Consider the following 21,030-nt stretch of genomic DNA (forward strand, 5'->3'; position numbering starts at 1 on the left):
CCTCAGGCCCGGATGCCGCTGCTGAGGTCGGCGGTGGGGATGCCGCGGGCCGCCGCCCAGGCCCGCAGCCGGGAATGCGCGTCCGGCGTCAGGCGGTCCATGCTCAGGCTGAGCAGCGCCGCCATGCCGTCCCCCGTCAGCAACGCATCAGGCACGTCGTAGTCGGTCGTCAGGTCCTGCTCGTCCAACGACAGGTGCAATTCGCGCAGCATCGGCAGGTGCGACGACAGCAGGTTGGTGACCGTCGCCTGGCTCAGCGGCCCGCCAGAGACGCCGATATCGTCCAGGTCGACCTCCAACCGGCGCAGGGACTCATGGCGCACTGGGTGCTTCAGGCTGAACTGCCCCTGAAGCGTCAATTCTTCCAGGTGCGGCGCTGCGGCGAAGACGTGCGTGACGTCGCCGATGCGGCCCAGCAGGCGATGGCCGTTGTGGAGCAGTTCCATGTCGCCCAGCGACAGCCAGCGCAAGGCGGGAAAATGGCCGCGCGCCAGGGCACCGACCCCGTCTGCCATGGCCAACGCATCCCCAGCCTTCTGCTTTTCCAGTTTCCGGGCATAGTCGTGGGACGTGCCGATGAACAGGTGCTCCAGCGTGGCCGCCTCCGGGCTGGATGCCAGCACTGCGATCAGGTCGGCCTGGAGCGGCGCTTCGGCGAAGTTCAGGGCCCGGGGCGCATCCGGGACCGCGTCGAGCGGGACCCGTGCATCGCCGATCGCGACGGGTAGGCCGATCCAGATCGTGCGCGCTCCCGTTGCCGAGACGGTCACCGAGCAACGCGTCAGGCCGTAGGCTTCGAGCGCCTGGGCGAACGGGGATCGGATGCAGGGTGAGACCATGGATGCGTCGATGATCCTGGCGGTGGATGTGGACTATCGCGACGGGGGGGACGCTGTCGCCGCCGGCGTGCTGTTCCCCGACTGGGCCGCCGATTGCCCGGTCCAGACGATCATCCGCCGCCTCTCCGGCGTCCAGCCCTATCGTCCCGGCGCCTTCTATGAGCGCGAACTGCCTTGCATAGTGGCGGTGGTTCAGGCCTGTCCCGTGCCGCCGCGGATCGTCGTCATCGACGGCCATGTGACGTTGGACGCCGCGGGCCGGCCGGGCCTGGGCGCCCACCTGTTCCAGGCCCTGGGCGGCAGGATCCCGGTCGTGGGGGTGGCGAAGTCCCGCTTTCGCGATTCGCCCGCGGAGGCAGAGGTCCTGCGCGGCCGCAGCGCACGCCCGCTCCATGTCACCGCCATCGGCATGGACCAGGACGAAGCACGAGCCAGGATCCGGACCATGCACGGCGCCAACCGGCTTCCCACGCTGCTTGGCGCCGTCGACCGGGCCTGCCGGGAAGCCGCCTAGTCGAAGGCCTTGGCACCGATGCGTTGGACCTTGTCCCAGATCGGGGCCGCGTCCGGCACGCTGAGGCCGTGGAGATCGGCGAGCAGGTCGCGGAATTCGGCCAGGCCGGCGATGGGGTGCTGCTCCAGCCCGGCGGCGGTGACCGTGCGGCGCGTGGCATTGATGATGCCGTCCACCCGGCCTGGGGCGTGGCGCTGGATCACCAGGTTGTTGACGAAGGGCGAGCCCGGATCCTGCAGCAGGAAGGCTTGCGCCTGTTCCAGCATCGCCTCGTCCGCATGGGCCGGCTGGAAGTCGAAGCTGGTGGCGGCCCCGTGCGGGTGGTTGCGGAAGCGCAGCCAGGGCCCGTCCGCCGCCTCGATCGCGAAGCGGAAATGGCCCTGGGTCGCCTCGCCCACGGCGAGCGGGATGGGCTCGACCAGGGCATCGCCCAGGCCGGCGTCAGCCAGCCACGGCGTGTCCAGATCCACGCGCAGGCTCAAGTGATTGCCGACCATGGCATCGCCCAGGTCCGCGCGCCGGACGCCGCCGCACAGGCGGGTGACGCGGTAGCCCAGCGCTGCCAGCGCCGCGCCCAGCAGGCCGTTCATCTCGTAGCACCAGCCGCCACGCCGACCGCGCACCATCTTGGCGTGCGCCGCGCGCGGATCCAGGCTGGAGGGCCAGCCCATGAACGCGTCCAGCATCTCCCAGGTAAAGGCATGGGCGTGGGCCCGATGCACGGCGCGCAGCCCGTCCAGGTTGGCGGCCGGGCGGTCGGCAAGGCCGATCCGCGCCAGATAGGTGTCGAGCTGGTCGGGGGCGAGGGTGAAGGCAGGGGTCATCATGCGTCCGGGTGAGTCCGCGCGGCGGCGGCGCAGTCCTTAGCGCACGGGCGGCTGGCCAGCCAGTGACCGCTGCCGCTGCCGCCTCAGGCGACGCGCCGTTCGGGAGCGTCCACGGGAAAGCGGATCACGTGGCGGGTGCCGTGGCTGTGCTGCTGGTCGTGCTGCACGCTGCCGCGCAGGGTGCTGGCCATGCCGCTGACGATGCGCATGCCAAGGCCGCTGCCCTTCACCCCCGACCCGGACAGGCCCACGCCGTCGTCCTCCACCGCGACCTCTCCCTCCTCCCCCGCATGGCGGAAGGTGATGCGGATCGGACCCTGGCCATCCGGATAGGCATATTTGAGGGCGTTCAGCAGCAGCTCGGTCACGATGATGCCCAGCGCCACGGCGCGGTCGGCGCCGATATCGACCGTGGGGCCATCCGCCCTGATGGAGATGTCGGGATCGCCATGGCTGCGGCGGATCTCGTCCACCAGGCCGTCGAGATAGACCGAGACGGGGACGCTCATCCCGTCCTCGCTGTCATAGAGGCGGCGATGCACGGCGGCCACAGCAAAGACGCGGTCCCGCGCCTCCAGCAGGACCTTGCGCGCGCTGTCGTCGGCGCCGGAGGCCTGGAGCTGAAGGATGGACGCAATCACCTGCAGGCTGTTGGCGACGCGGTGCGTCACCTCGCGCAGCAGCATTTCGCGGTCGGCGGCCAGCCGCTCGGCCCGCTCCAGGGCCTGGGCCAGGTCCTGCACCGCGCGCTCGCGCTCCTGGCGCAGGCGCACCTGGTCGATGGCGCTGCGCAGCGCCGCACCCAACAGGGACATGAACTCGCCCTGCACGTCCTTGGTTACATAGTCAGTGGCGCCAGCCTTGAGCGCCGCGACCGCCAGCCGGCTTTCGCTGGAGCCGGTGACGTAGACCACAGGCGGCGGGCGGTCCAGCTTCTGGATCGCCTCCAGCGTCTCCAGCCCATCCTGGCCCGGCATGTAGTGGTCGAGCGCGATGGCGTCGAAGCGGCCCTCGCCGATCGCCGACAGTCCCTCCTGCGGCGAATGGCAGAGCGAGACGCTGAAGCCTTCGCGCCCCAGCGTCTTCTGCACCAGCCGCGACAGGACCGGGTCGTCGTCGATGTAGAGGATGCGCATGTCCTCAGGCGGGCTCCGCCACCTGGATCACCGAGAGGAACAAGCCCAACTGCCTGATTGCGTTGGCAAAACTGTCATAGTTCACGGGCTTGGTGATGTAGACGTTGCAACCCAGGTCATAGCAGCGCTGGATCTCCGTCTGGTCGTCCGTGGTGGTCAGGACAATCACCGGGAAGCGACGCAGTTCCTCGCTGTCCTTGATCTTTTTCAGGATGTCGACGCCGCTCATATCCGGCAGGTTGAGATCCAGCAGGAACAGCAGCGGCCCGGTCGGTCGCGCGCCGCCCTCGGTCCCGAACAGGTGGGCCAGCGCCAGCGTCCCGTTCTCGAACGGCAGGACGGTGTTGGACACGCCCGCGCGGCGGATGTTCTTCTCGATCAGCCGGGCGTGCCCGACGTCATCCTCGATCATGATGATCGTGACGGCGTTGCTGGTGTTGGTCATGACTCGCCCATCGTTTCCTGTGGCACCCAGCGCTTCGGCAGCAGGACCGTGAAGGTCGAGCCCTGGCGCGGCTGCGACGTCAGCCGGATCGCGCCCCCCATGCGCCGCACCAGGGCACGCACATGGGCCAGACCGATCCCCTCACCCGGCTGGTCCTGGGCACCGGCCCGGCGGAACAGCTCGAACACACGCTCGTGATCCTTGGCCTCGATGCCGCGGCCATTGTCGGTGACCGACACCTCGACCCAGGCCCCGCGCTCGGTCCCGGCGACCGTGATCACCCCCGGCCGCGCGGGATCCAGGTACTTTAGCGCATTGTCGAGCAGATTGCCGAACACCTGTTCCAGGCCCAGGCGATCGCTGACCAGGGTGGGAAGGGCGGCGACGCTGATCGTGGCACCCTTCTCCCCCGCCTTGTGGCGCAGGTTGTCGGCCAGGCCGCCGATCACGCTGTCGAGGGCCAGCTGTTCGGGGGCGAACACCCTGCGCCCCTCCCGCGAGAGGGTCAGGATTGCCATGATCAGCCGGTCCATCTTGACCGTGGACGACCGGATGAAGCCCAGTGCCTCGTCGAATTCGGCCATCACCTCCGGCACCTCGGCCGAACCGGCAGGCAGCAACCCTTCCAACCGGCCGCGCAGGGCCTCCAGCTCGGCCGTGAAGCCCATCACGTTGACCAGCGGCGCCCGCAGGTCGTGCGAGACGATGTAGGCGAAGCGCTGGATCTCCGCATTCGCCTCCTTCAGGTCGGCGGTGCGCGTCTCGACCATCGATTCCAGGTTATCGTTGACGTTCTGGAGCGCGCTGCGCGCCTGCTCGATGTCCAGGATGTAGCCGCGGAAGCGGATCAGGGCATAGATGCCGCTGGCCGCGATCAACAGCGTGGCGCCCAGCGTCACCAGGATCAGCGTCGTGCCCGTGCCGCGAACATCGGCGGTGCGGGTGTCGATCTCCTGCGTCTCCCGGCGCTCCATCTCGTCCAGCACGGAGCGCAGGCTGTCCATCACCTGGCGCCCCGCATCGGTGCCGACCATCTCCATCGCGCGGGCCGGCCCCTCGGCCCGATAGGCGTCGATGGTGCGATCCAGTTCAGACAGCTTGGCCTCCAGCAGGACGCGCAGCTGCGCCACCTGTTCCTGCCGCTGCGCGTCCTTCGCGGTGAGGGCGGCGAGCTGGTCCAGCGCGGGCCCGATCTGCGCGACGGAGCGGGCATAGGGCTGCAGGTATTCCTCGCGCCCGGTCAGCAGGAAGCCGCGCTGCCCCGTCTCCGCGTCCTGCGCCAGGCTGAGAACGGTGCCGATCTGCAGCCGGATGCCACGCGATTCGAACACCGCTTCGGTGTAGGAGTCATAGCGCTGCACCAGCCAGACCAGCAGGCCGCAGGTGACCAGCAGGAGCAGCAGGCCAAAGCCGAACGGGGCCAGCTGCGCCCGCAGGAAGGTCTCCAGTCTCTGACGCGTCAAACCCGTCTCCCAAGCCCGGCAAAGGCGCTGCCGCCGTGCCACCGATATCCCGGGTGCGTACCACGCCACCGGCTGGAAGTCGCGCTTCGCGGTTGATCGCCCGCCGCCTCCGCGCCAGGATCGCGCCCGCCGCGCCGGAACCGCGGTGCCGGGCCGACGTCGCATGGCGCCAGGCCTCAGCCGTGGGGAGTTTGCGATGCGCCGTCACCTGTTTCCCGCCTGCCTGCTGGGCCTTGCCCTGTCGCCGGGACTGGCCGCGTGCGGACTGGATCCCGAGCTCCAGGCGCCGCGCAGCGAAGGCGCGCAGATCGCCGGCAACCTGTGGTCCGCGGCAACGCCGACCGCGCAGGTCGACGGCATGATCCTGCGTGTGGTCGACCTGGGCGACGGACGGCGTGCCGCGGTGCGCACCGGGGGCACCTGGTATACGGCCGAAGCCGCCTTCGTCGCCGCGGCGCGCCAGGCCCTGGCGCAGGTCGCCGGCTGCCCCGTGGGCCGGGTGGAGGTCCTCTCCCCCGTGGCGGTTGCCGGCCAGGTGGACTGCACCACCGCCGCCGTGGCGGATCCCGACGCCACACCCGGGGAGGCCCAGGGCGGGTGAACACCGCCGCATCGGAGCAAGGACAGAGAGCACGCATGACACGCAAGACCCGCCCCATTCTTGGCCCCGTCCTGGTCGGCCTGACGCTTGCCGCCGGCGCAGGCCCCGCCCTGGCCGAGTTTCCCCGCCAGGGGGTCGAGGGCATCCCGAACGGGATTGCAGCACCCTTTGTCGGCCACTGGTCGGTCGGCTTTCCCGAGGGCGACGGCATGATCAACGGCCAGCCCGTCGCCGATTGCGCCAAGCCCGTGGTCCTGCGCGAGGGGGATGGCGGCAGCCTGGTCTACGAATCGCCCAAGGGCGGCAGCACCCGGTTCGAGCTGAACGCGTTCGCCGGGCGCACCAGCTGGATCCCGCAGGGCGGCGAGAGCATGCTTGCGGTCTGGACCACGCCGGACGAGTTCTATTCCTACACCGTCGCCCTGACCGGCAGCGCCCGCTGGAACGACCCCCGCGTCTTCCGCCGCTGCCGCTAGGGCCTACTGCGCCACGGCGCCGACGTCGACCGGGTGGAGGTCGAAGGCGGCGGCCATCAGGGCGCGGGTGTAAGGCTGCTGCGGATTGGCGAAGACCTGCTCGGCCGGCCCTTGCTCGACCGCGAGGCCATCCTTCATCACGATCAGTTCGTCCGCCAGGGCCCGCACCACCTTCAGGTCGTGGCTGATGAACATGTAGGCCAGGCCGTGCTTCTGCTGCAGGTCGCGCAGCAGGTCGACAATCTGCGCCTGCACCGACATGTCGAGGGCTGAGGTCGGCTCGTCCAGGACGACGAAGCGCGGCTTCAGGATCATGGCGCGGGCGATCGCGATGCGCTGGCGCTGGCCGCCGGAGAATTCGTGCGGGTAGCGGTCCTGCGCCTCGCCCGGCAGGCCCACTTCCTCCAGCGCGGCGGCGACGCGCGCACGCCTGGCGTCCGCGCCCTTGACCGGGTCGTGCGCGTCGAGCCCCTCCGCGACGATGTCGCCCACCAGCATGCGGGGATTCAGGCTGGCGAACGGATCCTGGAAGACGATCTGCATGCGCGGACGCAGGCGCCGCAGCGCGCGGCCCTCCAACGCCTCGATCGGCTGGCCCTCGAAGCGGATGCGGCCGGTCGAGGGCAGCAGCCGCAGCAGGGCGAGGCCGAGCGTCGTCTTGCCCGAGCCCGATTCCCCCACCACGCCCAGGGTGTGACCCGCCTTCAGCGTCAGGCTGATGCCATCCACCGCCTTGACCGCGCCCACCTGGCGGCGGAAGACGCCCGCCCGGATGGGGAAGTGCACCTTCACATCCTCCCCCGCCATGATCTCGGCCGCGTCCGCCGGCCCCCGGTTGGGCCGGCCCTTGGGCTCCGCCGCCAGCAGCGCCTGGGTATAGGGGTGCTCCGGCGCCGCGAAGATGCGGTCGGCGGGCCCATCCTCCACGATCTGGCCCCGGGTCATGACCAGGACCCGGTTGGCCATGCGCCGCACGATGCCCAGGTCATGCGTGATCAGCAGCAGCGCCATGCCCAGCCGGCGCTGCAGATCCTTGAGCAGGGCCAGGATCTGGGCCTGGACCGTCACGTCCAGCGCCGTCGTCGGCTCGTCCGCGATCAGCAGGTCCGGCTCCCCCGCCAGGGCCATGGCGATCATCACGCGCTGGCGCTGGCCGCCGGAGAGCTGGTGCGGATAGGAATTGAGGCGGCTTTCAGGCTGCGGAATGCCCACCAGCCGCAGCAGCTCCAGGACCTGGGCATCGGCCGCCGCTCCGACCAGACCCTTGTGCAGGGCCAGCGCCTCCGCAATCTGGCGGCGCACGGTGTGCAGGGGGTTGAGCGAGGTCATCGGCTCCTGGAACACCATGCCGATGCGGTTGCCGCGGATCGCCTGCAGCGCGCGGGAGTCGGCACCGATGACCTGGTGGCCGTCGACCGTGATCGAGCCGCCGTAGCGCGCGGGCGGGGCGGCCAGCAATTGCAGGATCGACAGCGCGGTGACCGACTTGCCCGAGCCGGACTCGCCCACGATGGCGACCGTCTCGCCCGCGGCCACGTCGAAGGACACGCCGCGCACCGCCTCGACCAGGCCGCCCTCGACCTGGAAGGCGACCTTCAGGTCGCGGACCGAGACCAGCGTCATCTCAAGACCCGGTCTTGCGCGGGTCGAAGGCATCGCGCACCGCCTCGCCGATGAAGACGAGCAGGCTGAGCATCACCGCAAGCGTCAGGAAGCCGGTAATGCCAAGCCAGGGCGCCTGGAGATTGTTCTTGGCCTGGTTCAGCAACTCGCCCAGCGAGGCGGAACCCGGCGGCAGGCCAAAGCCCAGGAAGTCGAGCGAGGTCAGCGTGGTGATCGCCCCGTTCAGCAGGAACGGCATGAAGGTCAGCGTCGCCACCATGGCATTGGGCAGGATGTGGCGCCCCATGATCCAGGCGCTGGACAGGCCCATGGCGCGGGCGGCGCGGACATATTCGAAATTGCGCGCGCGCAGGAATTCCGCGCGGACGACCGGCACCAGGCTCATCCAGTTGAACAGCAGCATGATCCCCAGGAGCCAGGCGAAGCTGGGCTCGGTGATGCGCGACAGGATGATCAGCAGGTAGAGCACCGGCAGGCCGGACCAGATCTCGATGAAGCGCTGGAACAGCAGGTCTGTCCGGCCGCCGAAATAGCCCTGCACGCCGCCCGCGATCACGCCGATGATCGAGGACAGGATGGTCAGCGTCAGCCCGAACAGGACCGAGACGCGAAAGCCATAGATCAGCCGCGCCGCCACGTCGCGTCCCGACTGGTCGGTGCCCAGCAGGTTCTCCCATGTGGGGGGACTGGGCACCGGCACGTTGAGGTCGCGGTTGATCGTGTCGTAGCTGAACGGGATCAGCGGCCAGACGATGGTGCCCCCGGCATCCGCGATCAGCCCCTTCAGGTACGGGTCGCGGTAATCGGCCGCCGTCTCGAAATCGCCGCCAAAGGCGGTCTCGGGATAGGTCTTGAGAACGGGCACATAGATCCCGCCCTGATAGTTCACGAGGAGGGGCTGGTCGTTGGCGATGAACTCCGCGAACAGGCTGAGGAAAAGCAGCGTGCCGAAGATCCAGGCCGACCAGTAGCCGCGGCGGTTCGCCTTGAAGCGCGCGATGCGCCGCCGCGCGGGAGCGGAACGCGGCTGGACCAGCAGGCGCAGCGCCAGCACCACGGCGACCAGCGCGCGCCACACCGCACCCAGCCAGCCGATGCCGAGCCGGTAGAGCCAGAGGCGCAGGAGGGATCCGCGCTGGGGCGTCAGGGGCGGCAGCGAGGTCATCAGCCGCTCCGCTTCTCGAAGTCGATGCGGGGATCGACCAGCATGTAGGTCAGGTCGCCCACCAGACTGGTCAGCAGGCCGAGCAGGGAGAAGACATAGAGCGTCCCCAGCATGACCGGATAGTCGCGCCCTAGCGCCGCCTCGAAGCCCAGCAGGCCCAGGCCATCCAGGTTGAAGATCACCTCGATCAGCAGGGCGGAGGTGAACAGGATGCCGATGAAGGCCGAGGGGAAGCCGGCGATGATGATGAGCATCGCGTTGCGGAAGACATGGCCATAGAGGATGCGCCGTTCCGTCACCCCCTTGGCCCGGGCGGTGATCACGTACTGCTTCGAGATCTCGTCCAGGAACGAGTTCTTGGTCAGCATGGTCAGCGTGGCGAAGCTGCCCACCAGCAGGGCCGTCAGCGGCAGGGCAAGGTGCCAGAAATAGTCGGCCACCTGTTCCCACCAGGACATGCCCTCGAACCCGTCGGAGACCAGCCCGCGCAAGGGGAACCAGTCCAGGAACGAGCCGCCGGCGAACAGCACGATCAGGCCCACCGCGAACAGATAGCTGGGGATCGCATAGCCGATCACGATGACGAAACTGGTCCAGACGTCGAAGCGCGAGCCGTCACGCACCGCCTTGGCGATGCCCAGGGGGATGCACACCAGGTAGGTGATGAGCGTGGTCCACAGGCCCAGCGAGATCGAGACCGGCATGCGGTCCAGCACCAGGTCGACCACGGTCTGGTCGCGGAAGAAGCTCTTCCCGAAGTCGAACAGCGCATAGTTGCGCATCATCAGCAGGAACTGTTCGAGCGGCGGCTTGTCCAGCCCGAACTGGCGCTCCAGCTCGGCGATCAGCTTGGGGTCGATGCCGCGGAAGCCATAGGCGTTGCTGGCGCCGCCGCCGTCGCGCACCTCGCTTCCGCCGCCGGTGAAGCGGCTGGTCACATCGGTGTTGACGTCGTTGAAGCGCGCCAGCACCCGCTCGATCGGACCGCCGGGCACGGCCTGCAGGACCGCGAAGTTGATCGCCATGATGCCGATCAGGGTCGGGATCATCAGCAGCAGGCGGCGAACGATATAGGCGCCCATCAGGAAAGACCCATGCGCCAGGCGCCAACCGGCGGGGGGTGAGGGCAGGACACGACGATCCAGCCCGATCCTTCCCCCTCGCTTCGCGACGGGAGAGACGAGCGCCACCTCGGTGACATGGCCGTCATGGCGCAGCGCCCGGGTCGGGGGTGGCGGCTTTCGTGGGGTCGACCCACCAGGTATCGAGGATGCCGTTGGTGTTCTGCGGCACCGTCTCCGGCCGGCCGAAGCGGTTCCACCAGGCGACGGTATAGGTCCCCTTGTACCATTGCGGGATCAGGGCGCGGCTCCACATCACGGCGCGGTCCAGGGCCGTGGCGGCGACCACCAGATCGGGCCGGCTGGTCGCCGTGACCACCTTTTCCACCAGCGCGTCGATGGCGGGACTGGCGATGCCCGCCAGGTTGTAGCTGCCGACCTCGGCGGCACTGGCGCTGGACCAGAAGTCGCGCTGCTCGATCCCCGGGGTCAGCGGCATGGCAAAGCGCGAGGTGAGCGCGTCAAAGTCGAAATTGCGCATCCGCTCCTGGTACGCCACGACGTCGACCAGGCGGATGCGGGCGTCGATGCCCAGGCGCCGCAGGTTCTGGATATAGGGCGCGAAGACCGGCTCGAAGGACGCCTCCCAATTGAGCAGTTCCAGGGTGAACGCCTCGCCCGCCGCGTTGACCAGCTTGCCATCGCGGATCGTCCATCCCGCTTCCTGCAGCAGGGCGCGGGCCTGGCGCATCGCGTCGCGCGCGGTACCGCTGCCGTCGGTCACGTTGGCGGCGTAGGCCGTGGTGAACACCTCCGGCGGAAGCTGGTCGCGGAACGGCTCCAGCAGGGCCAGCTCGGCCGGCCCCGGCGGGGCCTTGGCGGCATAGGTCGAGTTCTCGAAGATCGAGCTGGTCCGGGAATAGGCCCCGTGGAACACGCTGCGGTTCAGCCATTCGAAGTCGAAGGCCAGTTCCAGGGCATGGCGCACGCGCGGATCCTGGAAGCGTTCGCGCCGCAGGTTCAGGAACAGCGCCTGCACGCCCGAGGGACGGCCGTCGGGCAGGACGGCACGCTGTACCCGGCCGTCGGCCACGGCCGGGAAGTCGTAGCCGGTGGCCCAGATCCGCGCCGTGTACTCCTCGCGCAGATCATAGGCACCCGACTTGAACGCCTGGAAGGCGACGTCCCGGTCGCGGTAATAGTCGTACTGGATGCGGTCGAAGTTCCAACGTCCACGATTGACCGGCAGGTCGCGCGCCCAATAGTCCTCGACCCGTGCGAACACGATGGCGCGGCCTGGGTCAACCCTGGCCACGCGATAGGGCCCGCTGCCCAGCGGTGCCTGCATCGTGGTCAGGGTGAAGTCACGGCCCGCCCAGTCCGCCTGCGACAGGATCGGCATCGTGGCCACCTGGAACGGCAGGTCGCGGCGCTGCTCGCCCGCGAAGTCGAAGCGCACGCGGGTCGCAGCCTCGACCGTGCAGGTCACGTCGCGATAGGCGGTGCGCAATTGTGGATTGCCGTGCGCCTTGAACGTGTCGAGGGTGAAGCAGACGTCGCGCGCGGTGAGGGCCGAGCCGTCGTGGAAACGCGCCTCCGCCCGCAGGCCGAACAGGGCGAAGGTGCGGTCGGCCGCCACGTCGACCGTGTCCGCGACCAGGCCATAGGCGGAGCCGGGCTCGTCGCCGGCGGCCTCCATCAGGCTGTCGAAGGGCATGGTCGTGCCCTGCGCCGGCACGCCCAGCAGGGTGAAGGGGTTCAGCGTGTCGAACGTCTCGACATGGTGCAGCCTGAGGGTCCCGCCCTTTGGCGCATCGGGATTGACATAGTCGAAGTGCTGGAAGCCCGGGCCATATTTCAGGTCGTCGAAGATCGCGACGCCATGCGCCGCGGCGGCCGTGGCGGGCGATGGGGCCAGGCCCGGGCCAAGCCCCGCGGCGAGCACCGCGCCCAGGCCGGCGGCCCCCCAGGACGCGCGGCGCGCGCCCATCAGTTTGGGGCGCGTCCAGCCGCGATCGCGGCGTCCCTGGCCGGATCCAGCCACCAGGTGGTGGGGAAGCCGACCGAATAGGGGGTCGTCTTCTCCGGCCGGCCGAAGCGATCCCACCAGGCGATGCGGTTGTTCGCCAGGTACCATTGCGGCACGACGTAGTGACCCCAGAGCAGGACGCGGTCCAGCGCCCGGGTCGCCGCCAGCAGCCCGTCGCGATCGGCGGCGAAGATCACCTTCTCGATCAGGGCGTCGACCACGGGATCGCGCACCCCGGCCAGGTTGCGGCTGCCCTTTTCGTCGGCCGACTTCGTGGAGAAGAAGTCGCGCTGTTCGTTCCCCGGCGACAGGGACTGGCCGATCGTGGCGACGACCACGTCATAGTCGAAGTCGCGCTGACGGTTCTCGAACTGCGTCGAGTCGATGTTGCGGATGCTGGCGGCGATGCCCAGGCGCTCCAGGTTCTGGATATAGGGCAGGATCACGCGCTCGAACGCACCGCCATCATTGTCGAGCAGGAATTCGATCCGCATCTGCTGCCCTTCGGCATTGACCAGCTTGCGGTCCTGGATCGTCCAGCCGGCCTCCTTCAGCAGCTGGGTCGCCTGGCGCAGGTTGGTGCGGTCGCGGCCGGAGCCGTCGCTGACCGGCGAGCGGTAGGGCGTGGTGAACAGCTCGGCCGGCAGCCGGTCGCGGAACGGCTCCAGCAGGGCCAGCTCAGCCCCCTCCGGCACACCGGTCGAGGCCAGTTCGGAGCGTTCGAAATAGCTCTGCGTCCGGCTGTAGGCGCCAAAGAACAGGTTCTTGTTGGCCCATTCGAAGTCATAGGCAAGGTCGAGCGCCCGGCGCACGCGGATGTCGGCGAACTGGGGCCGGCGGGTGTTGAGGACGAAGCCCTGCATCCCGGCGGGATAGCCATTGGCCGGCTCCTCGCGCCGCACCAGCCCGTTCTTCACGGCCGGAAAGTCATAGCCCGTCGCCCAGTTCGACGCGCGCGATTCCTGGTAGAAGTCGAACGCACGCCCCTTGAACCCCTCGAAGGCGATCACCGGGTCGCGATAGTACTCGTAGCGGATCGTGTCGAAATTGTCCTGGCCCCGATTGATGGGCAGGTCCTTGGCCCAATAGTCGGGCACACGCTCCAGCGTGATGGACGACGGCGGCTTCACGTTGGCGACGCGATAGGGACCACTGCCCAAGGGCGGCTCCAGCGACGTCTCCTCGAACTTTCGATCGGCCCACCAGTGCCTGGGCAGCACGACAAGCTGGCCCATGATCTGGGGCAGTTCGCGGTTGTTGGCCTGGTCGAAGGTGAACTTCACCGTCCGCGCGTCCAGGATCTCGGCCCTGGTCACGTTGGCGTAGTAGGAGCGATAGAACGGCGCGCCCTTGTCGCGCAACGTCTCGAAGCTGAAGACGACGTCCTCGGCCGTGATCGGCTTGCCGTCGTGCCAGCGCGCCTCCGCCCGCAGGTGGAAGGTGACCCAGGACCGGTCGGCCGGGAACTCCACGCTTTCGGCGACCAGGCCATACTCGGCATTGGGATCGTCGGGGGGCGAGGCCATCAGCGTCTCGTAGACCTGGCCCACGCCAGCGGCCGGGTTGCCCCGCACGATGAAGGGGTTCAGCGAATCGAAGCCGCCCGACATCGCCCCGATGACGATGGCGCCCCCCTTGGGCGCATCGGGGTTGACGACCTCGACATGCGCGAAATCGGCCGGGTACTTCGGTTCACCCAGGAGGGACAGCGCATGGGTGCGCGTGACCGCGGGATTCGTCTCCTGGGCGACAGCCGGCAGGGAGACGAGGGCGGCGCAAACCAGAAGCGCCGCCGCCCTCATCGGGCCCATGACGGGGTCCTTACTGGGCCGGAGGTGCGGCCGGGGCCGGCGCGTCGGTGGCACCGGCAGGCGGCACTGCCGAGGGCTCGCCCTCGGCCGGGGCCGCGGGGGCCGTCTCGCCCGAGGCTGCACCCGGCGCTGCACCGGCGGGCGCCGCATCGGCGACCAGCGCATCGACCGACAGCGGGCTGTCGGACTGCTGGTTCAGCCAGGCGATCAGGTTCGCGCGGTCCTCGGCCTTGCGCAGGCCGGCAAAGGCCATCTTGTTGCCCGGGATGTAGGCCTTGGGGTCGGCCAGCCAATGATTCAGCGAATCGACGGTCCAGTTGCCACCATGCGCCTGCATCGCCGCGGAGTAGGCAAAGCCCTCGTGCTTGCCGACCGGGCGGTCGATCAGGCCCCACAGATCGGGACCGACCTTGTTCGGGCCGCCCTTCGTCGCCTCGTGGCAGGACACGCAGCGCTTGAACAGCGCCTCGCCCGCGCCGACGTCGGCGCTGGCCAGCAGGGGGCCGATCGGCTCCGGACCGGTCGGCGCCGCGGCGCCACCTTCGGCAGGGGCCGCGGCCTCTTCCGGCACGGCGATCACATAGGCCTTGGGCGCTTCATGGGCATGCGAGCCCGAAACGAGGTCGCTGACGTTGTTGATCAGCAGGATGAACAGAAAACTGCCGAGCACGCCGCCGGCGATCTTGTTGAACTCGAAGGAATCCATGCCATGCTCCGGGCTTTCGGGGCTGGGCGTGAACCTAGCCCAAGCCTGCGCCCCATTCTGGGCGGCAGTATGCCGCATTATGGTCGATGATGAAGAAACATGATGACGCGCTGGTCGTGATCCCCGCGCGGCTGGGCTCCACGCGACTCCCCGACAAGCCCCTGGCCAGTATCGCAGGCCGGCCGATGATCGTCCACGTCTGGGAGCGCGCCGTTGCCGCAGGCCTGGGCCCCGTCGTCGTCGCCGCAGCCGAGCCGGCGATCGCGGACGCCGTCGAGGCCGCGGGCGGCCGCGCCGTCCTGACCAATCCCGCCCACCCGTCCGGCTCGGACCGGGTGATGGAGGCGGTGCGCCTGGTCGACCCGGAGGCGCGGGCGACGCGCATCATCAACGTCCAGGGCGACCTGCCGACGCTGGATCCCACCCTGCTGCGCGACGCGGCCGCGCTGCTGGACGATCCGGCCGTGGCCATCGGCACGCTCGCGGCACGGATCGTGCGCGAGGACGAGCGCACCAACCCCAACGTGGTCAAGGCCGTGGTCTCCGCGCCCGAGGGGGCCGCCACTGGCCGCGCGCTCTATTTCACGCGGGCGACGGCGCCGCATGGCGATGGCCCGCTGTGGCACCATATCGGCCTCTATGCCTGGCGGCGCTCGGCGCTGGAGCGCTTCGTGGGCCTGGCCCCCTCCCCCCTGGAGTTGCGCGAGAAGCTGGAGCAGTTGCGGGCGCTGGAGGACGGCATGCGCATCGACGTCGCCTTTGTCGAGACGGTGCCGCTGGGCGTCGACACGCAGGCCGACCTTGACCGGGCACGTGCACTGCTGCACCCCAGCGCGCCATGACGACAGTTACCCACCCCCGCGTCGCTTTTCAGGGCGAGCCCGGCGCCTATTCCCACCTCGCCATCCGCGAAGCCATGCCGCAGGCCGAGGCCCTGCCCTGCCCCACGTTCGAGGACGCATTTGCCGCGGTGGCGGAGGGGCGGGCCGACCTGGGCATGATCCCGATCGAGAATTCGCTGGCCGGACGCGTCGCCGACATCCACCACCTGATGCCGGAATCGGGCCTGTTCATCATCGGCGAACACTTCCAGCGCGTCCGCCACCAGCTCCTGGCCCGGCCCGAGGCGACGCTTGCCGGGCTGAAGACGGTCACCAGCCACCAGATGGCGCTGGCGCAGTGCCGCAACATCATCCGCAGCCAGGGCCTGCGCGCCGTCCAGCACGCCGACACGGCCGGCGCCGCGCGCGACGTCTCCCTGGGCACCGACGTCACGGTCGCCGCCATCGCCTCCAGCCTGGCGGCGGAGGTCTATGGCCTGAAGATCCTGGTGCCGGATGTCGAGGATGCGGACCACAACACGACCCGCTTCGTCGTCCTGGCGCGGGAGGGGGCCGACCCGGGCCCCGACAGCGGCCCCACCGTCACCAGCTTCGTCTTCCGCGTGCGCAACGTGCCGGCCGCGCTGTACAAGGCGCTGGGCGGCTTTGCCACCAACGGCGTCAACCTGACCAAGCTCGAAAGCTACCAGCTGGACGGCACGTTCACGGCCACCCAGTTCTATGCCGATGCCGAGGGCCACCCCAGCCAGCGCCCCCTGGCGCTCGCCCTGGAGGAACTGGACTTCTTCTGCTCCTACTGGAAGGTGCTGGGCACCTATCCGGCCTCCCCCTTCCGGCATGGCGTGGTCCAGGGGGCCTGAGCCGGACCCGGCCTGCCCTGCCCGCCCCTTGAACGCCGCGCAGGCCGCCCTATTGTCGGGCCATGCCAAGCTTCGACATCGTCTCAAAAACCGACCTGGCCGAGGTCGACAATGCCATCCAGGGCGTCCTGCGCGAAATCGCCCAGCGCTTCGACTTCAAGGGGTCCAAGTCGACCCTGACGCGGGAAGAGAGCGCCATCACCATCCTGGCCGACAGCGAGCCCAAGCTGGAACAGCTGCACGACCTGCTGAAGACCTATTTCGTGCGGCGCAAGCTCGACCCCGCGGCGCTCGACTTCGGCAAGCAGGAAAAGGCCTCTGCCGGCACGATCCGCCAGGTCGTGACCATCAAGCAGGGCATCGACCGCGAGATCTCGAAAAAGATCGTGACGGCGGTCAAGGGCTCGAAGACCAAGGTCCAGGTGGCGATCCAGGGCGACGAACTGCGCGTCTCAGGCAAGAAGATCGACGATCTTCAGGAGACGATCCGCCTGGTCAAGGGCCTGGGCATCGAACAGCCCCTGCAATACATCAACATGCGGGACTGAACGTCGCCCCCCGCGCGGTCATGTCCACCTATCCCGTCCTGATCGACCTGGGCTGGTGGGCGATCGACCGGGATGGCCTGATCGCGACCTTTGCCACCGGCGGGGTCGGACCGGTCCCGAGCTACTTCCTGACGCTGTCTGACGGCTCGCAGACGGTGTTGTTCGACTTCTTCGATGCGCTTCCAGTCATCAATGACAGAAACACCGCGACCGTCTGCTCGACCAACGAAGCTTGGGTTCATCCAGTCGAGCGTGGCCTTCATTGCTACGATTGGGAGGACGTTCACCGCCCGGCCTCCCGTCATTCCAATGTCTACGAGTTGCAGGGTCGCCCGCCCCGTCACCTGACGATCGACCAAGTGCCTGCCGACCTGCGGCAGATGTTGGAGCCGCTCCGGATGCGGACGATTTCGTTCGCAGGTGAGCCGACGGTCGACGTCACTCAGCACCTGCCCTGCACAAGGCCCGGATCATGACGACTCCACGGGCCATGCCATCGTTCGCTCGTCGCTAAGCCTCAGCCCGGGCGGTAGGCGATCATGTCGATCTCGACGTCTCCGCCGGCGGCCAGGCCCGTGACGCCGACCGTGGTGCGGCCCGGCAGGCGACCCTCCGGGAAATAGGTGCGATAGACCGCGTTCATGCGGTCGAAATGCTCATCGAACTTCGTCAGGTAGATGCGCACGAAGAGCACGTTCTCGAACCCGGCACCAGCCGTCGCGAGCGCACGGCGCAGGTTGTCCAGTGTCTTGTGCGTCTGCTCCTCGATCGATTCCGGCATCGGCGCGTCGAGGTCGAGGTCGGTCGCCAGCTGGCCCGTGATGAACAGCATGCCGTTGAACTCGACCAGGTGGCAGTAGGGGGCGACCGGGGTCGGGCCGTCCGGGATCATGTGGTAGATGGGCTCGGGCATCGTCTCTCTCCGATGGTCAGGCGGCAGCGCCGGCAAAGCGTTGCAGGAACTGGCGGGCGCGGTCGGTCTTGGGCTGGCTGAAGAAGACGTCGGGCCGGTCGGTCTCGACCACGTGGCCACGGTCGATGAAGACGACGCGATTGGCGACGTCGCGGGCAAAGCCCATCTCGTGCGTGACGATCACCATGGTCATCCCCTTGGCCGCCAGGTCCTTCATGACCAGCAGCACTTCCCCCACCAGTTCGGGGTCGAGGGCGGAGGTCGGCTCGTCGAACAGGATCAGCTCGGGCTTGGTCGCCAGCGCCCGGGCGATGCCGACGCGCTGCTTCTGGCCGCCCGACAGGCGGGCCGGGAACTGGTCCATCTTGTCGGCCAGGCCCACCTGCGCCAGCAGTGCCTCGGCCTCCGCCCGGACCTCGCCGCGCGGACGCTTCTGGACGTGCAGCGGCGCCTCCATCACGTTCTGGATCACCGTCAGGTGCGGCCACAGGGCAAAGTGCTGGAAGACCATGCCCATGCGCGTACGCACCGCCGCCAGGTCACGGTCACCCATCGCGACATTGCCACCCGGGCGATAGCCGATCCGCGTGCCGGACAGGTGCACCGTGCCGCCGTCCGGCGGTTCCAGCCAGTTGATGCAGCGCAGCAGCGTCGACTTGCCCGAGCCCGAGGGGCCCAGCACGCAGACCGTCTCGCCCCGGTCGACGTCCAGGCTGATGTCGGCCAGGACCAGGTTCGTGCCGAACGACTTGGACAGGCCGCGCACCTGCAGCACGGGGTTGGACATGGCTCTCTCCTGCGCTCAGCGCCGCGCCTCGGCCACGCGGCCGACGGCATTCACGACCAGCTCGACCGCGAAGCAGATCACCCAGTAGAGGAAGATCGCCGTCACGAACGAGGCGAAGGGCACGTATTTCTCGGCCTGGATGGCGGACGCGACATGGGTCAGTTCCGGCACCGTGATGATCGTGAGAAAGGCGCTGTCCTTCACGATCTGGATGACCTGGTTGCCGATCATCGGGACCGCCTGCAGCACCACGGGCGGCAGCACGATGCGGCGGAACAGGCCCCAGCCATGGAAGCCGAAGGCGTGCCCCGCCTCGATCGCCTCCGGCGCCAGGTTGGCCCAGGCCGCGCGCAGCAGCTCGGCCATGTAGGCGGTGTTGTAGAGGATCAGCGCGATCAGCCCCGCCATCACGCTGGAGAAGCGGATGCCCAGCGACGGCAGGCCGTAATAGATGAAGTAGGCGAACAGCAGGAACGGCACGCAGCGCATGCCGTCGACCAGGATGCGGGCCAGGACCGCGATCGCCCGGTTGCGCGACATCAGCGCCATGGCAAAGGGCATGGCCAGGACCAGGGCCGCCGCGGCCGAACCGACGGCCAGCCAGATCGTCTGCCAGAAGCCGTGGAGCAGGCGCTCCCACTCCCCGAAGACGACCAGGAATTCGTGCAGCATCGCCGCTACCGCGTCGCCGTGGCGACGCCGTAGCGCCGCTCGACCATGCGCTGGGCCAGGACGAACAGGGCGATGACGGCGGTATAAATGACGAGGGCCGCGGCAAACGGGGGCAGCGGCTCATAGGTGCGGGCACCGATCCGCACCGCGGCGCGCGTGATCTCCACCACCCCCAGCACGGCGATGGCGGGGCTGGACTTCAGCAGCAGCGTCATCTCGTTGACCAAAGCCGGCAGAGCGGTGCGCGTCACCTGGGGCAGGACGATGCGGCGGAACCACAGGCCCCGCGTCATGCCGACCGCCTTGGCCGACTCGATCTGGTCCTTGGGGAAGGCAAGCAGCGCACCGCGCCAGATCTCGGCATTGAACGAGGCGGTGCTGATCGTCAGCGTGGCGATACCCGCCGGGATCGGATCGAGCGACAGGCCGATTCCCGGCAGGGCGAAGAAGATCAGCAGGCCCAGCGTCACCATGGGCGAGGCACGGATTATGCTGACATAGACGGCCGCCATGTGGCCCGCGACGGGGACCCGACCCCAGCGCAGCAGGGCCAGCCCCAGGCCGAGAGGCACGCCGAGGACGATCGCGCTGAGCGAGATCAGCACGGTCATGCCCGCGCCCTCGATCAGGCTGAGATAGTCGGCAAGGGTCATGCGGGCATGCACCAACATCCTTCGAGACGGGTCCTCCGGACCCTCCTCAGGATGACGACCGTTGGTGTTTCACTCAGAAAACCAAGAGCGTCATGCTGAGGAGCGGCCCGCAGGGACGCGTCTCGAAGCATCCGAGCGACGGCTCAGCTTTCGGCGATGAAGGATTCGGGCATGTTCTCGAACGAGACGCCCAGGTGTTCCTTCTGCAGGGCGTACATCCGGCCGTCCTTGCGCAGGCCCAGCAGGAAGTCGTTCACCCAGGCCAGCAGTTCGGCGTTGCCCTTGGCAACGGCATAGGCCGTGTAGGTCGTGCTGGCGACGGGCAGGCCCTTCTCGAACACGTCGGGGCGTTCCTTGACCAGGGCCTCGGCATTGATCTCGGTATTGATGACAATGTCGGTCCGGCCGATGGCCAGGTCCTGGTACGCCTCGGGGTAGGAGGTGTACTGCACCACCTCGCCCAGCTTGCCACCGGTGGGCGCCAGCATCGCCTCAAGCTCCGGCAGCTTGGACAGCAGGGCGCTGCCCGCCTGGACGCCGATGGTCTTGCCCGACAGGTCGGGGATGCCCTTGATCGAGTCGTCGGCCTTGCGCTTGATGTAGACGTTGGTGGCGGCGGCCGTGGGCGAGGTGAAGTCCAGCGACTCCTGCCGTTCCTTGGTGATGAGCGCCGCGCTCAGGCACATGTCGTACTTGCCGCTGGCGACACCGGCGAGCAGGCCGGTCCAGGGAATGATCTCCTGCTTCAGCTCGATGGGTGCGATATGCGCGCGCAGCAGGTCGGCGATCGCATGGTCGTAGCCCATGGGCTTGCCATCGACCAGGTAGGAGAACGGCTTGTAGTCGTCCTCGGTCGCGACGACGAAGGCGCCGCGCGCCTTGATCTCCTCCAGCGTCGCGGCAAGGCCCGGGCGGCTGCGCAGGCTGAGGCCCGCGGACAGGGCGGCGGAGCCGAGTGCGATATTGAGCAGGACGCGCCGGCGCGTCTGGCCTGGCTTGATATCCGTGGTCATGCCTGTCCCTCTTCGATGCCGTCGGCGGGCGTCGCCCCGTGATGAC

23 protein-coding genes are annotated in these 21,030 nt (G+C 68.7%); 7 read left to right on the forward strand and 16 right to left on the reverse strand.

The features are described 5' to 3' along the window. Nucleotides 1–2: 2 nt before the first annotated feature. Nucleotides 3–770 carry a hypothetical protein gene (locus tag ACI6GS_RS21745; RefSeq protein WP_439815571.1) on the reverse strand — a complete coding sequence of 256 codons (768 nt, stop codon included), beginning with the start codon at nucleotides 768–770 and terminating at the stop codon, nucleotides 3–5. A 67-nt stretch (nucleotides 771–837) separates the two neighbouring features. Here ACI6GS_RS21745 and ACI6GS_RS21750 point away from each other — a divergent pair, with 67 nt between their 5' ends. Continuing rightward, entirely contained in the window at nucleotides 838–1,353 is a 516-nt protein-coding gene (locus ACI6GS_RS21750) for an endonuclease V (RefSeq protein ID WP_439815572.1), read from the forward strand. On the opposite strand, the gene ACI6GS_RS21755 is transcribed toward ACI6GS_RS21750, so the two are convergent. From ACI6GS_RS21755 to ACI6GS_RS21770, 4 genes are all read right to left on the reverse strand, one after another. Then, on the reverse strand, nucleotides 1,350–2,177 hold the full coding sequence (locus tag ACI6GS_RS21755; protein WP_439815573.1) for an arylamine N-acetyltransferase family protein: 828 nt from the start codon (nucleotides 2,175–2,177) through the stop codon (nucleotides 1,350–1,352). The genes ACI6GS_RS21750 and ACI6GS_RS21755 overlap by 4 nt on opposite strands. Nucleotides 2,178–2,263: 86 nt before the next feature. Further along, nucleotides 2,264–3,316 carry a response regulator gene (locus ACI6GS_RS21760; protein WP_439815574.1) on the reverse strand — a complete coding sequence of 351 codons (1,053 nt, stop codon included), beginning with the start codon at nucleotides 3,314–3,316 and terminating at the stop codon, nucleotides 2,264–2,266. A gap of 4 nt (nucleotides 3,317–3,320) precedes the next feature. Then, nucleotides 3,321–3,761 (reverse strand): response regulator, encoded by a 441-nt coding sequence (locus tag ACI6GS_RS21765; protein WP_439815575.1) that lies wholly within the window; start codon nucleotides 3,759–3,761, stop codon nucleotides 3,321–3,323. Then, complete coding sequence (locus tag ACI6GS_RS21770; protein WP_439815576.1) at nucleotides 3,758–5,224, reverse strand: sensor histidine kinase; 1,467 nt, start codon at nucleotides 5,222–5,224, stop codon at nucleotides 3,758–3,760. The genes ACI6GS_RS21765 and ACI6GS_RS21770 overlap by 4 nt, the downstream gene beginning before the upstream one ends. A 196-nt stretch (nucleotides 5,225–5,420) precedes the next feature. On the opposite strand from ACI6GS_RS21770, the gene ACI6GS_RS21775 reads away from it, so the two are divergent. Beyond that, on the forward strand, nucleotides 5,421–5,825 hold the full coding sequence (locus tag ACI6GS_RS21775; RefSeq protein ID WP_439815577.1) for a hypothetical protein: 405 nt from the start codon (nucleotides 5,421–5,423) through the stop codon (nucleotides 5,823–5,825). Between the two features lie 35 nt (nucleotides 5,826–5,860). Continuing rightward, nucleotides 5,861–6,301 carry a hypothetical protein gene (locus ACI6GS_RS21780; RefSeq protein ID WP_439815578.1) on the forward strand — a complete coding sequence of 147 codons (441 nt, stop codon included), beginning with the start codon at nucleotides 5,861–5,863 and terminating at the stop codon, nucleotides 6,299–6,301. Nucleotides 6,302–6,304: 3 nt separating this feature from the next. Here ACI6GS_RS21780 and ACI6GS_RS21785 read toward each other — a convergent pair whose 3' ends face one another. The 6 genes from ACI6GS_RS21785 to ACI6GS_RS21810 form a co-directional block, all read right to left on the reverse strand. After that, nucleotides 6,305–7,957: an ABC transporter ATP-binding protein gene (locus tag ACI6GS_RS21785; protein WP_439815579.1), complete on the reverse strand. Its 1,653-nt coding sequence runs from the start codon at nucleotides 7,955–7,957 to the stop codon at nucleotides 6,305–6,307. Next, nucleotides 7,926–9,089, reverse strand: a complete 1,164-nt coding sequence (locus ACI6GS_RS21790; protein WP_439815580.1) for an ABC transporter permease — start codon at nucleotides 9,087–9,089, stop codon at nucleotides 7,926–7,928. The genes ACI6GS_RS21785 and ACI6GS_RS21790 overlap by 32 nt, the downstream gene beginning before the upstream one ends. Then, complete coding sequence (locus tag ACI6GS_RS21795; protein WP_439815581.1) at nucleotides 9,089–10,171, reverse strand: microcin C ABC transporter permease YejB; 1,083 nt, start codon at nucleotides 10,169–10,171, stop codon at nucleotides 9,089–9,091. The genes ACI6GS_RS21790 and ACI6GS_RS21795 overlap by 1 nt, the downstream gene beginning before the upstream one ends. Nucleotides 10,172–10,295: 124 nt before the next feature. Further along, the gene (locus tag ACI6GS_RS21800; RefSeq protein ID WP_439815582.1) at nucleotides 10,296–12,140 is read right to left on the reverse strand and encodes an extracellular solute-binding protein; all 1,845 of its coding nucleotides are present in this window, start codon (nucleotides 12,138–12,140) and stop codon (nucleotides 10,296–10,298) included. Next, complete coding sequence (locus ACI6GS_RS21805; RefSeq protein WP_439815583.1) at nucleotides 12,140–13,990, reverse strand: extracellular solute-binding protein; 1,851 nt, start codon at nucleotides 13,988–13,990, stop codon at nucleotides 12,140–12,142. Before ACI6GS_RS21805 ends, ACI6GS_RS21800 begins: the two co-directional genes overlap by 1 nt. 10 nt (nucleotides 13,991–14,000) lie before the next feature. Further along, entirely contained in the window at nucleotides 14,001–14,696 is a 696-nt protein-coding gene (locus ACI6GS_RS21810) for a c-type cytochrome (protein WP_439815584.1), read from the reverse strand. Nucleotides 14,697–14,785: 89 nt separating this feature from the next. Between ACI6GS_RS21810 and ACI6GS_RS21815 the strand changes: the two genes are divergently transcribed. The 4 genes from ACI6GS_RS21815 to ACI6GS_RS21830 all read left to right on the forward strand — a co-directional run bounded on the left by ACI6GS_RS21815 (nucleotide 14,786) and on the right by ACI6GS_RS21830 (nucleotide 17,422). After that, nucleotides 14,786–15,538 (forward strand): 3-deoxy-manno-octulosonate cytidylyltransferase, encoded by a 753-nt coding sequence (locus ACI6GS_RS21815; RefSeq protein WP_439817996.1) that lies wholly within the window; start codon nucleotides 14,786–14,788, stop codon nucleotides 15,536–15,538. After that, nucleotides 15,535–16,398 carry a prephenate dehydratase gene (locus ACI6GS_RS21820; protein WP_439815585.1) on the forward strand — a complete coding sequence of 288 codons (864 nt, stop codon included), beginning with the start codon at nucleotides 15,535–15,537 and terminating at the stop codon, nucleotides 16,396–16,398. Before ACI6GS_RS21815 ends, ACI6GS_RS21820 begins: the two co-directional genes overlap by 4 nt. A 62-nt stretch (nucleotides 16,399–16,460) precedes the next feature. Next, nucleotides 16,461–16,946 carry a YajQ family cyclic di-GMP-binding protein gene (locus ACI6GS_RS21825; protein WP_439815586.1) on the forward strand — a complete coding sequence of 162 codons (486 nt, stop codon included), beginning with the start codon at nucleotides 16,461–16,463 and terminating at the stop codon, nucleotides 16,944–16,946. Between the two features lie 20 nt (nucleotides 16,947–16,966). Then, nucleotides 16,967–17,422, forward strand: a complete 456-nt coding sequence (locus ACI6GS_RS21830) for a hypothetical protein (protein WP_439815587.1) — start codon at nucleotides 16,967–16,969, stop codon at nucleotides 17,420–17,422. 41 nt (nucleotides 17,423–17,463) lie between these two features. On the opposite strand, the gene ACI6GS_RS21835 is transcribed toward ACI6GS_RS21830, so the two are convergent. The 5 genes from ACI6GS_RS21835 to ACI6GS_RS21855 form a co-directional block, all read right to left on the reverse strand. Beyond that, nucleotides 17,464–17,859, reverse strand: a complete 396-nt coding sequence (locus ACI6GS_RS21835) for a RidA family protein (RefSeq protein WP_439815588.1) — start codon at nucleotides 17,857–17,859, stop codon at nucleotides 17,464–17,466. A 16-nt stretch (nucleotides 17,860–17,875) separates the two neighbouring features. Continuing rightward, on the reverse strand, nucleotides 17,876–18,646 hold the full coding sequence (locus ACI6GS_RS21840; RefSeq protein ID WP_439815589.1) for an amino acid ABC transporter ATP-binding protein: 771 nt from the start codon (nucleotides 18,644–18,646) through the stop codon (nucleotides 17,876–17,878). A gap of 15 nt (nucleotides 18,647–18,661) precedes the next feature. Beyond that, the gene (locus ACI6GS_RS21845) at nucleotides 18,662–19,318 is read right to left on the reverse strand and encodes an amino acid ABC transporter permease (RefSeq protein WP_439815590.1); all 657 of its coding nucleotides are present in this window, start codon (nucleotides 19,316–19,318) and stop codon (nucleotides 18,662–18,664) included. 5 nt (nucleotides 19,319–19,323) lie between these two features. Then, the gene (locus tag ACI6GS_RS21850) at nucleotides 19,324–19,971 is read right to left on the reverse strand and encodes an amino acid ABC transporter permease (RefSeq protein ID WP_439815591.1); all 648 of its coding nucleotides are present in this window, start codon (nucleotides 19,969–19,971) and stop codon (nucleotides 19,324–19,326) included. Between the two features lie 143 nt (nucleotides 19,972–20,114). Beyond that, a complete protein-coding gene (locus ACI6GS_RS21855; RefSeq protein ID WP_439815592.1) occupies nucleotides 20,115–20,984 on the reverse strand; it encodes a transporter substrate-binding domain-containing protein in 870 nt (289 codons plus the stop codon). Between the last annotated feature and the right edge of the window lie 46 nt (nucleotides 20,985–21,030).

This window comes from Zavarzinia sp. CC-PAN008, from assembly GCF_051903925.1.
In the GTDB taxonomy this organism is placed as follows: domain Bacteria; phylum Pseudomonadota; class Alphaproteobacteria; order Zavarziniales; family Zavarziniaceae.

Coding starts and splice junctions, on each gene's coding strand:
- ACI6GS_RS21800 (WP_439815582.1), bottom strand. CDS start 12,140: ATGGGCGCGCGCCGCGCGTCCTGGGGGGCCGCCGGCCTGGGCGCGGTG.
- ACI6GS_RS21775 (WP_439815577.1), top strand. CDS start 5,421: ATGCGCCGTCACCTGTTTCCCGCCTGCCTGCTGGGCCTTGCCCTGTCG.
- ACI6GS_RS21805 (WP_439815583.1), bottom strand. CDS start 13,990: ATGGGCCCGATGAGGGCGGCGGCGCTTCTGGTTTGCGCCGCCCTCGTC.
- ACI6GS_RS21755 (WP_439815573.1), bottom strand. CDS start 2,177: ATGACCCCTGCCTTCACCCTCGCCCCCGACCAGCTCGACACCTATCTG.
- ACI6GS_RS21835 (WP_439815588.1), bottom strand. CDS start 17,859: ATGCCCGAGCCCATCTACCACATGATCCCGGACGGCCCGACCCCGGTC.
- ACI6GS_RS21855 (WP_439815592.1), bottom strand. CDS start 20,984: ATGACCACGGATATCAAGCCAGGCCAGACGCGCCGGCGCGTCCTGCTC.
- ACI6GS_RS21780 (WP_439815578.1), top strand. CDS start 5,861: ATGACACGCAAGACCCGCCCCATTCTTGGCCCCGTCCTGGTCGGCCTG.
- ACI6GS_RS21750 (WP_439815572.1), top strand. CDS start 838: ATGGATGCGTCGATGATCCTGGCGGTGGATGTGGACTATCGCGACGGG.
- ACI6GS_RS21795 (WP_439815581.1), bottom strand. CDS start 10,171: ATGGGCGCCTATATCGTTCGCCGCCTGCTGCTGATGATCCCGACCCTG.
- ACI6GS_RS21840 (WP_439815589.1), bottom strand. CDS start 18,646: ATGTCCAACCCCGTGCTGCAGGTGCGCGGCCTGTCCAAGTCGTTCGGC.
- ACI6GS_RS21830 (WP_439815587.1), top strand. CDS start 16,967: ATGTCCACCTATCCCGTCCTGATCGACCTGGGCTGGTGGGCGATCGAC.
- ACI6GS_RS21850 (WP_439815591.1), bottom strand. CDS start 19,971: ATGACCCTTGCCGACTATCTCAGCCTGATCGAGGGCGCGGGCATGACC.
- ACI6GS_RS21765 (WP_439815575.1), bottom strand. CDS start 3,761: ATGACCAACACCAGCAACGCCGTCACGATCATCATGATCGAGGATGAC.
- ACI6GS_RS21820 (WP_439815585.1), top strand. CDS start 15,535: ATGACGACAGTTACCCACCCCCGCGTCGCTTTTCAGGGCGAGCCCGGC.
- ACI6GS_RS21825 (WP_439815586.1), top strand. CDS start 16,461: ATGCCAAGCTTCGACATCGTCTCAAAAACCGACCTGGCCGAGGTCGAC.
- ACI6GS_RS21815 (WP_439817996.1), top strand. CDS start 14,786: ATGAAGAAACATGATGACGCGCTGGTCGTGATCCCCGCGCGGCTGGGC.
- ACI6GS_RS21790 (WP_439815580.1), bottom strand. CDS start 9,089: ATGACCTCGCTGCCGCCCCTGACGCCCCAGCGCGGATCCCTCCTGCGC.
- ACI6GS_RS21845 (WP_439815590.1), bottom strand. CDS start 19,318: ATGCTGCACGAATTCCTGGTCGTCTTCGGGGAGTGGGAGCGCCTGCTC.
- ACI6GS_RS21785 (WP_439815579.1), bottom strand. CDS start 7,957: ATGCCTTCGACCCGCGCAAGACCGGGTCTTGAGATGACGCTGGTCTCG.
- ACI6GS_RS21810 (WP_439815584.1), bottom strand. CDS start 14,696: ATGGATTCCTTCGAGTTCAACAAGATCGCCGGCGGCGTGCTCGGCAGT.
- ACI6GS_RS21760 (WP_439815574.1), bottom strand. CDS start 3,316: ATGCGCATCCTCTACATCGACGACGACCCGGTCCTGTCGCGGCTGGTG.